Source organism: Nostocoides sp. HKS02, assembly GCF_009707485.1.
Classification (GTDB): Bacteria; Actinomycetota; Actinomycetes; order Actinomycetales; family Dermatophilaceae; genus Pedococcus.
Genome location: NZ_CP046121.1, coordinates 155587 through 169682, shown reverse-complemented (window position 1 = coordinate 169682; position 14096 = coordinate 155587). Strand labels below are relative to the sequence as shown.

The window sequence follows — 14096 nt, the reverse complement described above, 5'->3', positions numbered from 1 at the left end:
CGTCGACGGTATGCCGCCGCGCGGCTCAGCTGGTCGGGCCCAGCCACACGGTGACGGGCAGGTCCACGAGGTGGTCCGGCCGCTGCTCGAGCAGGCGGGCGTCCTCGCGCACGTGCACGTCGACTCCGACGACGGCTGACCTCAGGCCGACCCTGGTGAGCGACGTGGTCGAGTCGGCAGCCACGAGGACCAGCCGGCCGCCACGGGCTCGGACCGCCTGCCCCACCTGGGTGATGGCGGCGTTGAAGGCCGACGGGTCGTCGCGCAGGGCCGCCGTCGTGGACAACGCCGGCACCCCGCAGTAGCCGCGCAGGACCTGCGGCCACTCGTTGACGGCGCGCGAGTCGGCCATCAGCGCGACGTCCCCGGGCCGGAACTGGCTGCACACCTGGTCGACCGCATCGAGCTCGCCCAGCTCGACCCGCTCGCCCGCATGGGGCAGCGACGCCAGCGCTGCGGGAACCACGAGCGAGGCCGCGCACCCGAAGCTCAGGAGCAGCATCGCGGCATACGGCAGGCGCCGGGTCGACCAGCGCGAGAGGACCGCGGCACTCGCCACGACCAGCAGCACGACGGTCGGCAGGGCGATGACCAGCCGCCGGTCGGCCCACGGGTGGTCGGGGGTGATCCCGGGTCGGTAGAGCGTGAGGAGGGTCGACCCGACCCCGACCACCGCCGCCCCCATCCAGGCGGGCAGCTCCAGTCCCTCGATCCACCACGTGGCGGCCCGGTGGGCGAGGACAGCAATGGCCACGAGGGCGATGACGAGGGACACCGGACCGACCCACCAGGACATCCACTGCACGGAGTGCTCGGCATAGGTGCGGCCGCCGTCGACCGGAAGCCCCTGCATGGCCTGGAGCGCGGCCACGACCCGCGAGCCCGGGTCGGCCGCCGACTGGTGCACCGTCTGCCACAGGGGGTGGCTGGCCAGCAGCGCTCCCCCGGCCACAACCAGGGCGACCAGCGCCCTGGGCAGCCACGCCTGCACGAGCAGCGGCATGGTCCAGCCCCGCCGCGCCCCCGCCAGCAGTACGGCTCCGGCGACGCAGACCGCGACTCCCAGTGCGACCAGCGGCAGCAACGACCCTGCGATCGAGCCGAGGTACTGCCCGGAGGTGAGGCCGGTGAGCCCGAAGGCCAGCACGGTCGAGATCGCCGTCGAGAGGGCGAGCGCCCGGGCGTGCACCTGCCGCTGGAGGACCGCGAGGACCACGACCGGCACGAGCAGGACCACCTCGCGGAGGGCGTCGACCCTGATGAGCACGGCTCCACCCATGAGCACGCCTGCGACCACCGCGGCGCCGCGGGCGGCGGCGACGTCGACCACTCGCGCCCCGCGGGCCGCCATGGTGATGGCGATGATGCCGGCCACGAGCACGGGCAGCGAGACCGGTTCCGAGTACGTCGAGCGGGCCACGTGCACCAGCGGGAAGACCAGGCCGGTCGCCATGGCCGCCAGGGGCCCCCAGCGCGGTCCGGCCAGCAGGCAGCCCAGCAACCCCACGCCCAGCACGGTCAGCCCGAACAGCACCGCGGGGGCCCAGAACGTCGCGCCCGCACCGCCGAGCCACCAGGCGACCGAGTACCAGGCAGACGTGCCGATCGGGAACTGCGGCTGGATCTCGGGGTGCTGCGGCGTGCCCACGGCGTAGAAGGCCGGGCTGCGCAGCGTGATTCCCTGGATGGCGAGCACGCCGGAGCCGCCCACGGAGTCCGGTGGCACCTCGATCGGGCGCGCGTGGCCGGAGGCCAGCTCGATGGCGGACTGCAGGTAGCTGCCCGAGTCACGCCTCGGCAGCACCTGCTCGGAGTGGGTGCTGCCGGCCCACACCGCTGCGCCCACGGCGACCACGAGCATCGCGACGGCGCTCCACACCGGCAGCGGCTGGGACCGCACCCACGCCGACGCCCAGACAGCGACCGCGCCGAGGACGAGCAGGGTGGGCAGCGCGACCCACGGCTGCCACACCCCGGAGAGTGCCAGGACCGCGGCGGCCGCCGAGCCGAGCACGAGCCACAGCCCCGCGGCGACCACGAGGCGGGTGAGGATCAGCCCACCCCACGCCTCTCCCGGCAGCAGCGGCAGGTCGCGAGGGTCCGGCGCGTACGGGTAGCTGCGGGGCGCGCGGCTGGTCACAGTGCGCAACGCTAGCGCCCATAGGGTTGGGCCCATGCGCACCCCACCGGACCTGCTGGCCGCCATGCTCCGGTCGGATCCCGCTCGGCCGCGGGTGACCTTCTACGACGACACACCGGGCCCCACCAGCGGCGAGCGCATCGAGCTGAGCGCCAAGGTCCTCGGCAACTGGGTCAGCAAGGCCGCCAACGCCCTCCAGGACGAGTGGGACCTCGGCCCCGGCAGCCGGGTCCAGCTGGTGCTGCCCCCACACTGGCGCGCGCTGTACTGGTCCCTGGCGGTGTGGTCGGTAGGCGCCACGGTGCAGCTCGACGGGGCGTCGCACGACCTGCTCGTCACCGACGACCTCGCCCTGGTGCGGCCCGACGACACGCCGGCCGTGCTGGTCACGCTGCCGGCGCTGGCCCGGTCGGCAGCTGCTCCGGTGCCACCCGGGGTGATGGACGAGGCCCGCGAGCTCGCGACGTATGCCGACCAGTTCAGTGCGTGGGACGAGCCCTCACCCGCGGAGTCGGCGCTGACCACCGATGGCGCGCCGACGGCATACGCGAGTGTGGTTCCCGCTGCGGCGTGGCCGGAGTCAGTCCGGGTGCACACGGCAACCGCCGAGCTCGGTGAGCTGCTGCGGACCGCGCTCGCCGCGTGGGCGGTCGACGGCTCAGTAGTGCTCTCGCGCGGTCCCGAGCCTGCCGGTGGCCGGGTCGCGCGCCTGACCGCCGAGGGCGTGACGCTGGCGCTCTAGCGCCGCCGCAGCTCGCTCTCCAGGGCCTGCCAGGTGAGCGTCGCGACGACGCCGGTCCGGGCGAGCTTCGCCCGCGCCTGGAGCGCCTTCACCGCGGCCTGGGTCGCCGGGCCGAACACGCCGTCGGCGGTGATGCGCAGCGCCTTCTGCAGGGTCGTGACCGACGCCCCCCGTGAGCCCTCGCGCAGCACCGCGGAGTACTCGGCGCGCAGCGGGTGGTCCCGGGTGTCCAGGGCGCGCCACACGCTCGCGTCGACGATGCCGGTGGTGGGCAGCGCGACAGACTTCTGGAACGCCTTGACCGCGACCGTGGTCCGGGTCGAGAACACGCCATCGACCGCGACCGTGGCCAGCGCACGCTGGAGGGTCTTGACGGCCTCGCCGCGCGAGCCCTGCCGCAGCACGGTCGACATGACGGAGGCGTAGGGGCCGACCGCTGCTCGCGGGGTGCTGGTGCTGCGCGAGGCGACCGGGGTCGGCGCCGGGGACGCAGGGGCCGAGGTGCCCATCAGCGCGGCCCACGTCGATGGCCCGACGATGCCGGTCGCGGGCAGGTGCCGGCGGGTCTGGAACGCCCGCGCGGCCCCCTCGGTGAGGGGCCCGAAGTCTCCGTCCGCCGCAATGCCCAGCGCCTTCTGCAACGCCACCACGGCGGCGCCGGTCGAGCCCCGTCGCAGCGTCATCTTCGCGTATGCCGCGAGCGGGCTGGACGATGCCGTCGGCGTGGTGACCGGCTTGGGCGCAGGGGTGGTGACCGGCTTGGGCGCAGGGGTGGTGACCGGCTTGGGCGCAGGGGCAGCGGCGATCCCGCGGGCCGGGACCAGGCCGAGCCGCTCCATCGCGGCCCAGGTGGCGGCATCGAGCTGGCCGGTCACCTTCAGGCCCTTGACCCCCTGCCAGGCGCGCAGGGCGGCCTCGGTCTGTGGGCCGAAGATGCCGTCGGGGGTGGCGCCGATGACCTTCTGCGCGAGGGCGACGTCGGGCCCGGTCGCCCCGACCATGAGGATCGAGTAGACCGACGCCGGGGTCTGCGGCGGTGTAGTCGGCGAGGGGGTGGGGGCCTTGGGTCCGAGGTCGATCGTGGTGAGCGCCTTGCCGGTCCACCACGAGGTCCGGGCGTACGCACCGTCCCAGGAGAACGAGAAGTGGATGTGATCGGTGTGCGGCACGGACCCGGTGTAGGCGGCCCACCCGCGCGCGGGATCGTAGGCACGCCACATCTTGTGGTTCCAGATGATGTACATGATCCCGAAGCGCCGGGCCATCGCCCCCGGCCGACCCTGGGCATCGGGGGCGGACAGCCACGCGGTCACCGCGTCGGCGATGGCCTTCTGGTTGGGGTTGGTGACGCTGAGCATCCAGTCCCAGGCCCGGCCCTCGGAGTGCTCGGTGATCCCGCTGTTGCAGTTCCGGGTGATGCCACCGGTGTTGCCGACCTTGTAGTAGCCCGTCATGAGGGTGGCGAACGCGAGTACGCCCGGCTTGGCGACGGGGTCGCAGATTCGTTGGGCCTCGTACGGCGAGGCGACGTCGAGCCCGCTCGGCAGGGACTTCGACGGAGGCGGGGGTAGCGTCGCGGCGTCGGCGCTCGCCAGGCTCATCGGGATCGTCAAGGCGGGGATCGTGATGACTCCGAGGGCTCGGACCAGGTGAGACACGGGCAACTCCTGCGCTGGCATGGCTGGCGTCCCGGGGTGGAGGACGCACGAGGGTGGACTCCTGTCACAGAGGTCACTTCTGCAGCAGGCCTGACATTTGTCCCATCTGTGCACAGTGGTCACAAGGGGCTCCGGCGAACTACAACCACGGAATTCGCCAAGGCCTCCCCCGAACGGACGAGGGGCGTCGACGGATAGAGTCCACGCCATGGACAAAGTGGTCTCCTCGACGGCCGAGGCCATCGACGGCATCGTCGACGGCGCTTCCTTGGCGGTGGGCGGTTTCGGGCTGTGCGGCATCCCGAGCGTGCTCATCCGCGCGATCCATGACGCGGGGGTGAGGGACCTGGAGGCGATCTCCAACAACTGTGGTGTCGATGACTGGGGGCTGGGCATCCTGCTGCGTGACCGGCGGATCCGGCGGATGGTGTCCTCCTACGTGGGGGAGAACAAGGAGTTCGAGCGGCAGTACCTCGGCGGCGAGCTCGAGGTCGAGCTCACCCCCCAGGGCACGCTGGCCGAGCGACTGCGGGCGGGCGGGTCCGGCATACCCGCGTTCTACACGGTGACCGGGGCCGGTACCCAGGTCGCCGAGGGTGGCCTGCCGTGGCTGTATGCCGCGGACGGCACGGTGGCGAAGTCCTCCCCCCGCAAGGAGACCAAGGTGTTCGAGGTCGACGGGGTGCAGAAGGAGTTCGTCCTCGAGCGCGCGATCGTCGCCGACTTCGGCCTGGTGCGCGCCTGGAAGGGCGACCGGCACGGCAACCTGGTCTTCGACCAGTCCGCCCGCAACTTCAACCCGTTGGCCGCGATGGCGGGGCGGGTCACGGTCGCCGAGGTCGAGCAGCTCGTCGAGCCGGGCGAGCTCGACCCCGACCAGGTGCACCTGCCGGGCATCTACGTCCACCGGGTGCTGCCCCTGACCGCCGAGCAGGCCGCCGAGAAACGCATCGAGCGCCGGACGGTCCGGCCCCGTCCGTCTGTGACCAGCACCGACGCCACCAACCCGACCGCGCAGGAGGCCTGAGCGATGGCACTGACCCGTGAGCAGATGGCGGCCCGCGCGGCCCGGGAGCTGACCGACGGCGCCTACGTCAACCTCGGCATCGGCCTGCCGACGCTGGTCCCGAACTACGTCCCCGACGACGTCGAGATCGTGCTGCAGTCCGAGAACGGCATCCTCGGCGTCGGCGCCTACCCCTACGACGGTGACGAGGACCCCGATCTCATCAATGCCGGCAAGGAGACCGTGACCCTGCGCAAGGGTGCCTCGTTCTTCGACTCCGCGACGAGCTTCGGCATGATCCGCGGCGGCAAGGTCGACGCCGCGATCCTGGGGGCCATGCAGGTCTCGGCCACCGGCGACATCGCCAACTGGATGATCCCGGGCAAGATGGTCAAGGGCATGGGTGGCGCGATGGACCTGGTCCACGGCGCGAAGAAGGTCATCGTCCTGATGGAGCACAACGCCAAGGACGGGTCCTACAAGATCGTCACCGAGTGCTCCCTGCCTTACACCGGCCGCGGCGTGGTCCAGCGCATCATCACCGACCTGTGCGTCTTCGACGTCACCGCCTCCGGGCTGGTCCTGCGCGAGCTCGCCCCCGGCGTCACCGAGGACGAGGTCCGCGACAAGACCGAGCCGGACTTCGTCACCCAGCTCGTGTCAGCGCCTCGCTGATCAGCGCAGCGCGAGCATCCCGGACGTGTCGCCGGTCACGGCGTTGCGCGTCCCGAAGGTGCCGTCGCCCTTCCCGGGGTACAGCCACAGGTGGCCACTGGTGTCCCGCGCCAGGAGGTCTGCTCCACCGCCGCCGTTCACGTCACCCACGCCCACCAGGTCGGGGTAGCCGTTCCAGCCGCCACTGACCGGGATGGCCGGCGCGATGAGCGCGCCGGAACCGTTGAACCGGTAGGTGTAGAGCCATCCGGTCGACGCCTCGCGGACCCAGAAGTCGGCGCGGCCGTCGAGGTTCGTGTCGGACGCGCCCACGATCCGGTCCATCCCGCCCCAACGACCGCCCAGGTTGCGCCCGGCCCCGAGCGCGCACGACCCGGTACCGGGGTAGAGCATGAGGTTCCCGGTGGTGCGGTCGATGCCGATGACGTCGTTGATGCCGTCACCCGTGGCGTCGCCGACACCGGTCAGCCGGTCGACGGAGGCGGAGATGGCGGTCACCGCGGTGCGCGACGACATCTGGCCGGTCGCCGGCACCGGGTAGCAGTAGACCTTTCCGTCACGACTATCGCGGGCGAGCATGTCGGTCGTGCCGACGTTACGCAGGTCGCCACCCGTGGCGATCAGGCTCATGACGCTCCACCCTGCGCTGATGCTGCTGGGCGCGGTCACGGCCGTCGCAGTGGCCGAGAAGCGCCAGAGTGCGCCGTCGCGGCCGAGTCCGAAGACGTCCGGTCGTCCGTCGCCCGTGGTGTCCTTGCGCAGGAAGTCGGCGTTGGTGATGGTGAACCACTGGGACTTCAGGCCGAACAGCGACCGCAGCTGCTCACCGGTCACACCGCTGACGGTGCCGCTCGAGCCGACCAACGTGACGGTGGTGATGCGACCGCCGAGGTCGCCGTTGCCGTCGCGGTTGACGATCATGGTGCGCAACGTCCCGATCGACGGATAGGCACTCTGGAGGGTGCTGCGGAACGTCGAGCTGGACACCGTCCACGTGTGGCCCGAGTTGGCGACCACGCCGTCGTACGGGTCGGCCTTGGTGACGAGGTACGGCACCGAGCCGGCAGTCATCCAGCCCCCGTTGCTCGCGGAGAACTGCGTGAACGCCGCGGCGTGGTTGTAGCTCACCATCACCCCGGCCGTCGCGGCGATGGCCGCATCGGAGCTGGGCTGGGTGTTGCTCGCGACGAGGTTGCCGGCCGAGTCGTAGTCGGCGAAGCCGTCGTAGACCTGGCACGCAGCCCAGTCGCAGACGTCGTACACCGAGGAGCTGGGGTGCTGCTTTTCGTATGCCGCGTAGGTGCGGGCGGCGATGGCCTGGCTGCGCAGGGCAGCCGGGAGCCACGAGGCGGGCATCTCGTTGGGGACGACGCCGCGCAGGTAGGTCTCGAGCACCGTGTTGTCGACCGCGACCTGACTGCCGTTGACGGGAGTGCTCGACAGCGTGCCGGGGTAGGCGCGCATGAGCCCGTCGCTGCGACCGAGCTGCACCGTCCCCGTGGTCGGGTTCGCAAAGGTGACCGGGCCAGCCAGGTGGGTCAGGCTGCCGCTCGAGGTCCACGTGGTGCCGATCCGCCACTGCAGGGTCTGGGTGGTCCCCCCGGCGTCAAGGATGAGGCGCCACCGGTCGACCGGCTGGGCCGAGGTGCCACCGCCCAAGCGCGTCGTCGTGCCGTTCGCCGTCAGCTGCAGTCCGGCCACGTAGCGGACGCGCACCTCGCCGGCCATGACGCCGGTGAGCTGGACCCGGATCGGGCTGGCCGGAGTCGACACGAGTGCAGTGCCCGGGTAGTAGAACGCCATGATCTGCTGGTGGGTCAGCCCCTTGACCGCTGCGCCGTAGGCGCCCCACTGGGACATGCCGTGGCCGTGGCCGTACCCGTGCCCGAGCAGCTGGGTGCTCGGCACGAGGGGCACCGGCAGTGACTCTGCCGACGCCGCGGCTGCCGGCAGGAGGGCGGCCGCAAGGCCGGTGACCGCGAGCACGGCAAGTCGACGCACAGCTGGGGTTCGGGGCATGGCCGTAACCGTAAGCCCCATCCGTATGCCTCCACGCACAGCCTCGGACATCCGTAACCCTTTCGCGACTCGGACTTCAGCCAATGCTCAGCCCTCCGCCCGGTGCGCCTGCCATGGGCTGGCGGCCGGGCCACAGCCCACCATCTCCGCGACCGGCATACAACCACAGCCTGCCGTCGGAGGACTCGGCGACGATGTCCGCAGCGCCGTCGCCGTTGTAGTCGCCGACCCCGACGATCTGGGTGAGGTCGGTCTGGCCGGTGCGCAGCACGACGGAGTCGAGCAGCGGCGCGGGGCCGGACCCACGCCAGAGCGCGAGGGTGCCGTCCTGGGCGAGAACCACGACATCGCCGTTGGCGTCCCCGTTGAACGCGCCCACGCCCGTCATGCTGCGGATGGTGCTCCAGCCCTGCTCGAGCTCCTCGACGGGCTTGAGGGTGAAGTCGCGCCGGAACCCGTAGCGCAGGATCAGCCCAGCCCGATTGGTGACCAGCAGGTCAGGCACCCCGTCGGAGTCCTGGTCGGCTCCCGGCTCGATCTTGACCATCGTGGCCCAGCCCGCGCCGCTGACGACCCGCGCGGGCCCGAAGCCTCCGCCGGCCGTGCCGGGCAGCACCTGAAGGGTGTCCCCGACCCGCATGACCGCGTCGACCCAGCCGTCACCGTTGATGTCGCCGACGAGCCGCACCAGGTCCGCCCCCGCCGTCCCGGGCATGGTCGTGGTCGAGGTGAAGTCACGGCCGACGCCAGCCGCGGCATACACGCGCATGGTGCCGTTGTTCTGGGTGGGCACCACCCCGAGCAGGTCGGGTCGCCCGTCGCCGGTGAAGTCGACCCCACTTGTCAGCTGGGCGAGTCCACCCCATCCGGAGCCCCACCGGTTCCAGCGGGCCGGGTGGTTCGCGTCGTCGCCGTAGTAGGCGCGCAGAGCGCCGGTGGAGTCGCGGCCGATGATGTCGAGGTGGCCGTCGCCGTCGAGGTCGCCCGCGCCGAGAACCGTGCTCAGGCCACCCCAGCCACCAGACAGCACGACCGGGGTCGCGATGGCGCCATTGCCCCGCCCGGCGGCCATGACCAGCGCGCCGTCGCTCTTGCGGACGGCGAGCAGGTCCGGGATACCGTCACCGTTGAGGTCGCCCGCTCCCGTGATCGAGCGGTATGCCGCCCAGCCCGAGCCCACGAGGACCCCTCGGCCGAACGTGCCGTTCCCCGCGCCCGGGTAGAAGGCCAGCACACCGTCGGTGCCGACACCGAGGAGGTCGTTGCGGCCGTCGCGGTTCTGGTCCCCCGCGGCGACGATGGCCACCTTGTTGTTCCAGCCACGCGTGCCGACGGTGGCCATGCCGGACACCCCGCCCGCGCCGTTGCCGCGGTAGACGCGCAGGGTGTCGCCCGCTGGGTCCTGGGCCACGAGGTCGGGATGGCCGTCGCCAGTGAGGTCAGGCGTCAGTGTCGCGTTGCGAACCGTGTTCCAGTTGCTCCCGAGCAGGGTTGGCGGGCGCAGCGGGTCGCGTGGCGCCGACCGCCGGACCAGGACTGGGCCGGCGATGGGAGTGCCGCTCGCCGGGGTCGCATAGGAGAGCAGCTCGGCCTGCCCGGCTCGGTCCACGTCGCGGTTCACCGTGGTGCGGCTGAGGGTGCCCATGCGGGCCGCGACGCTGCTGCGGATCGCCGGCAGCGCGGCATACAGGTACCGACCCGGACACGCGGTCTGGAAGCCGTCGCGGTGACCCGAGATGCGGTTGAAATACTTGTCCCGCGCGTAGACGGTGCCGAGGGCCGGGATGCCGTGGACCGTGAACTTCCAGGCGAGCAGCGAGCTGATGGCGGTGCTGACGGCACTGGGCACCGCGGCGACATCGAAGTTGCCCATCGCGGCCACTCCGGTGGACCACGAGTTGTAGTTCAGCGTCTGTGCGCCGATGACCGCCTTGTCGACCCCGCCGTACCGTCCCTCCCAGATCCGACCGAACCGGTCGACGAGGAAGTTGTAGCCGATGTCGGACCACCCGTTGCCGTTCACGTGGTAGTCGTAGATGCCGCGGATGATGGCCGGCACCTGGCTCGCGGTGTACGAGTTCGAGCCGTCGGTGTGGTGGATGAAGGCCATCTGCACCTGGGCGTACTGCGGGGCGGCCTTGCGCATGGACTCGTCTGCCCCCCATTGGGCGCGCGTGTAGATCGTCGGACGCGCTGCCGCGGCGCTCGCGCTCCCCGCAGGCGTGGCGCCGACGGTGCCGTCGGCCGGCGAGGTGCCGGGGTCCACCATCGTGAGGCGCAGGTCTCGCGGCAGGGTTGCCCGCGCGCTGAACACCCGGGTCTGCACCTGCTCGCCGATCACGACGAAAGGCTCTGTGCCAGCGCGGGAGGATGTCTTCTCGACCGCGCCGGGGCCCACCGTGTCGGGGCCGTGGTCGCCCTCATGGTCCATGGGCTGCCAGCTCCCCCACCGTCCGTCCTTGCGCACCCTGATCTGGACCACGTCGTCGGCCCCCAGCTCACCGCGCGCCCAGGTCACCCCCGCCACGGCGACCTGGTCGCGGACCGTCGCGACCGGACTGAGCCCACCGGATCTCGCCCCGGACCGGACAGCCGATGCCGGCGTCGGGGGTGTCTGGGACCTGGTCGTCGATGGCGTCGCACCAACCGCCTCGAGGGTCCGCACCGCAGTCGGGGCGAGCGCGAGCTCTGACCGAGTGGTCCGGACGGGACGGGGGTGGGGGTTCGCTCCCGGCAGCTGGCCGACGACCGCCACCGGCATGACGAGGACCGCACCCAGGACGGCCAGTCGCTGGATCAGGCGCAGGCGGTGCAGCGAGAGCATGGTGTCCTCCAGGTCGGGCGGGCCCGCGCCGTCAACGGACCGGGGTGGCCAGCCCACGATGACCCATCGTCGGGCAGCAAACCAGACAATAGTCCCAACTTTCACTTCTGCCCCACGGGATCGTTACCCTCCCGCGACCTCGGCGGGTCAGGAAGCGGTCTTGGAGCAGTCGGCGAGGGTGAACAGGAGCGAGGAGCCCGAGGACGCCTTGAACTTCAGGCCCGGAGTGCCCCACAGGTCCTCCAGCCCCGAGAAGCGCTCCTGGCGCGCGTCCGTGGGCCAGAAGCGTTCGTAGTCCTCGACCACGGCGATGACGTGCTCACGCTTGACCGCCGCGCAGACGGCCTTGTCGCTCATGAAGTTCTTGAAGTTCCGGCCGATGAGCTCGACGTCGGGCTTGTCCTGGTTGTTCAGATGGTGAATGACGACGTCGTGCCCCGAGTAGATGCGGGAGAACTGCACCCCCATGAAGGGGCTCCCCAGGACCTTGCCGCCGGGCGGCAGGAGCGTTGCCATCTCCTCGAACAAGCTGCTGCTTGCTGGAGCTGACGAGCTTCTGGTCACCCTGGTGGTTGGTGTACCGGTCGAGGAGCACGGCAGCCCCGGCGCCGATGCCCTGGTTGTGGTGCAGCCCCACGGCGCCGACGGCCAGGAGCCCGCACGCGGCGCCCAGCGCCACGCGCGGCGACACGTCGCGGCCCCGGAGGTCCTTGGCCAGTCTCCCGATGGCGGTGCCCAACCAGTCCAGCGCCGACGTGATCCCGAGCGCGACGAGGGGCACGGCGGCGACCGGCAGGAGGGCTGCCACGCGCTGGGGGTCGTTGTACCAGAACCCGGTCAGCTCGCGCGCCAGCCGGGAAGCGGAGGAGACGTCCAGGACCCACAGGTAGACGAGGAACACGAACGACAGGGGCAGCCAGCGCAGGCGCGGGACCCGGGCCAGCCGGATGCATCCCCAGATGGCGCAGGCGCCGAAGAACCAGTGCGGCGGCGTGATGTTGGTCGACAGGGTCAGGCCGTCGCCGAGGCCCTGACTCGGGCTCATGATTTCGGGCCAGTCGAACGCGCGGACGTTGCGCAGTGCGCTGATCCGGTCCATCTGGAACCACAGCAGCACCGCCAGACCCCACGCGGCAAAGATCCCCGCCAGCGACCAGCGCAACGCGCGCCTGCCCCGACGACGACCCCGCAGGAAGACGCGGGCCGAGATGATCACGGCGCTGATGCCGACCCAGATGCCGAGGGCGAAGATCGCGCCCGGGTGGGCGAAGAACATGCCCATGCAGCCCACGAACCCGGCATACAGGATGGTCCACCAGGTGATCTGGCGCCCCACGACGGCCTCGCGACGGGCGGCCGCGGCCTGGTCTGGCGCGAGGGCGGCACCGTCGGCGGACTCACCGGTGTCGGTGACGTCGTCGTTGGCGTGGGGCGACCGGTCCATGACCCGGCAGAGCATCATCACCAAGCCGACGGCGGCCGGCAGCGCCGCCAGGCTCAGGACGTTGGGCCACAGCACCCCGAAGCTCAGCAGCAGGTAGGGGAACAGCGAGATCGCCCCGCTCGCCAGCCCGACCGCGAAGATGGTGATGTGCCGGGCGTGGGGCAGCAGCCGCGAACAGATCCAGACCATCGACAGCGGCCAGACGACGCCACCGATCGCCCAGCCGACCGCGTTGGCCGTGACAGCCATGTTGGCCCCGGTGACCTGGGCGACGAGCGCGGCGAGGTCGTGCCAGAGCGGGGGGTACCACGCCGTGGTCAGGGCACCCGAGGCCGCGCCGACGGTTCCGCCGTCGGCCTTGCCCGTGGCGAGGACGTCGAGGGCTGCGTTGTAGTGGAAGCCGGCGTCGATCGTCTGTGACGGGAACGTCGGGTTGCGCACGCCGTAGATGAAGTTGAGGAAGACCAGCGCGGCAGCCACGGCAGCAGAGCCGGTCCACAGCAGCGACCGGGAGGACCGCTGCCACCAGCGTGCAGTCGGGTCGGTGGCGGGCATGGCGTTGGGCGACTCGCCCTCGACAGGCCGGTCCAGCCACCGCCGGAAGAGCCACGCGCCCGCCAGCCCGACGCCACTGAGCACCAGCAGCGACACGAGCACCGGGAGCAGGCCCCACCCACCGAGCACCGGTGCGAGCAGGGTCCCGAACGCCAGGACCCCCAACGAGCACAACGGCGCCAGACCGGCGGCATCGAACCCGCGGGCCCCCATCGAGAGGGAGACCGCGCACCCGGGGATGAACAGCACCACCCCCGCAAAGAGGGCAGGGGCGATCCAGGGCAGCCAGGTGGAGATCACTGGTTCTCTTCCGAAGCTCGAAGGTGGGCGATGGCCGAGGCGATGTCCGTGTCGACCTCGAGCCGGCCGGCGTGCAGGACCAGGCCGCGGTCACAGATCCGCTCGACCAGGGCCAGGTCATGGCTGACCATGACCAAGGTGCGCCCCTCGGAGCGCAGGTTCTGGATGGCGGCGACAGCCTTGCGCTGGAAGGGTTCGTCGCCCACCGCCAGGATCTCGTCGACGAGGAACACGTCGGGCTCGGTGTGGACGGCCACCGCGAACGCCAGGCGGAAGAACATGCCCGAGGAGTAGAACTTCACCTCGGAGTCGAGGAAGCGCTCGATGCCACTGAAGTCGACGATCGAGTCGAAGAGGCGGTCGATCTGACCACGGCTCATACCCAGGGTCGCGCCGTTGAGGTAGATGTTCTCGCGCCCGGTGAGGTCGGGGTGGAAGCCGGCACCGACCTCGATGAGCCCGGCGACCTTGCCCCGCACACCGATCCGCCCCTCGTCGGGGCGCAGCACCCCAGACACGAGCTTGAGCAGCGTCGACTTGCCCGAGCCGTTGAACCCCAGGAGGCTCACGGCCTCGCCCTGGCCGACTGTGAGGTCGACGTGGTCGAGCGCCAGGAACGTGTCGGAGAGGCCGCGACCCCGCGACGCCCAGACGATCATCTCCTTGAGCGAGCGGGTGTGGCGCAGGGTGAACCGCTTGGACACACCACGGATCTCGATCGAGCTCGTCATGG

At 71.4% G+C, this 14096-nt stretch carries 9 protein-coding genes and 1 pseudogene; 3 read left to right on the top strand and 7 right to left on the bottom strand.

Annotated features, from left to right (window positions below; genetic code table 11):
- Nucleotides 1-25: 25 nt before the first annotated feature.
- A complete protein-coding gene (locus GKE56_RS00765; protein ID WP_154682937.1) occupies nucleotides 26-2140 on the bottom strand; it encodes a hypothetical protein in 2115 nt (704 codons plus the stop codon).
- A gap of 34 nt (nucleotides 2141-2174) precedes the next feature.
- Between GKE56_RS00765 and GKE56_RS00760 the strand changes: the two genes are divergently transcribed.
- Nucleotides 2175-2882, top strand: a complete 708-nt coding sequence (locus GKE56_RS00760) for a TIGR03089 family protein (RefSeq protein WP_154682936.1) — start codon at nucleotides 2175-2177, stop codon at nucleotides 2880-2882.
- On the opposite strand, the gene GKE56_RS00755 is transcribed toward GKE56_RS00760, so the two are convergent.
- Entirely contained in the window at nucleotides 2879-4540 is a 1662-nt protein-coding gene (locus GKE56_RS00755; RefSeq protein WP_154682935.1) for a peptidoglycan-binding protein, read from the bottom strand. The genes GKE56_RS00760 and GKE56_RS00755 overlap by 4 nt on opposite strands.
- A gap of 208 nt (nucleotides 4541-4748) precedes the next feature.
- Between GKE56_RS00755 and GKE56_RS00750 the strand changes: the two genes are divergently transcribed.
- Nucleotides 4749-5567 carry a CoA transferase subunit A gene (locus GKE56_RS00750; RefSeq protein WP_154682934.1) on the top strand — a complete coding sequence of 273 codons (819 nt, stop codon included), beginning with the start codon at nucleotides 4749-4751 and terminating at the stop codon, nucleotides 5565-5567.
- Nucleotides 5568-5570: 3 nt separating this feature from the next.
- Nucleotides 5571-6221 carry a CoA transferase subunit B gene (locus tag GKE56_RS00745; RefSeq protein ID WP_154682933.1) on the top strand — a complete coding sequence of 217 codons (651 nt, stop codon included), beginning with the start codon at nucleotides 5571-5573 and terminating at the stop codon, nucleotides 6219-6221.
- Here GKE56_RS00745 and GKE56_RS00740 read toward each other — a convergent pair whose 3' ends face one another.
- The 5 genes and pseudogenes from GKE56_RS00740 to GKE56_RS00720 form a co-directional block, all read right to left on the bottom strand.
- Nucleotides 6222-8240, bottom strand: coding sequence for a SpoIID/LytB domain-containing protein (locus GKE56_RS00740; protein WP_195908198.1), 2019 nt, complete (start codon nucleotides 8238-8240; stop codon nucleotides 6222-6224). It lies immediately after the preceding gene.
- A gap of 76 nt (nucleotides 8241-8316) precedes the next feature.
- Nucleotides 8317-11121 (bottom strand): FG-GAP-like repeat-containing protein, encoded by a 2805-nt coding sequence (locus GKE56_RS00735; RefSeq protein ID WP_154682931.1) that lies wholly within the window; start codon nucleotides 11119-11121, stop codon nucleotides 8317-8319.
- Between the two features lie 90 nt (nucleotides 11122-11211).
- Nucleotides 11212-11580 carry a DUF6541 family protein gene (locus GKE56_RS18005; protein ID WP_370518428.1) on the bottom strand — a complete coding sequence of 123 codons (369 nt, stop codon included), beginning with the start codon at nucleotides 11578-11580 and terminating at the stop codon, nucleotides 11212-11214.
- Between the two features lie 88 nt (nucleotides 11581-11668).
- Nucleotides 11669-13276: pseudogene (locus tag GKE56_RS00725) on the bottom strand (DUF6541 family protein); the annotation flags it as partial.
- Between the two features lie 83 nt (nucleotides 13277-13359).
- Nucleotides 13360-14094 (bottom strand): ABC transporter ATP-binding protein, encoded by a 735-nt coding sequence (locus GKE56_RS00720; protein ID WP_154682928.1) that lies wholly within the window; start codon nucleotides 14092-14094, stop codon nucleotides 13360-13362.
- Nucleotides 14095-14096 lie beyond the last annotated feature (2 nt).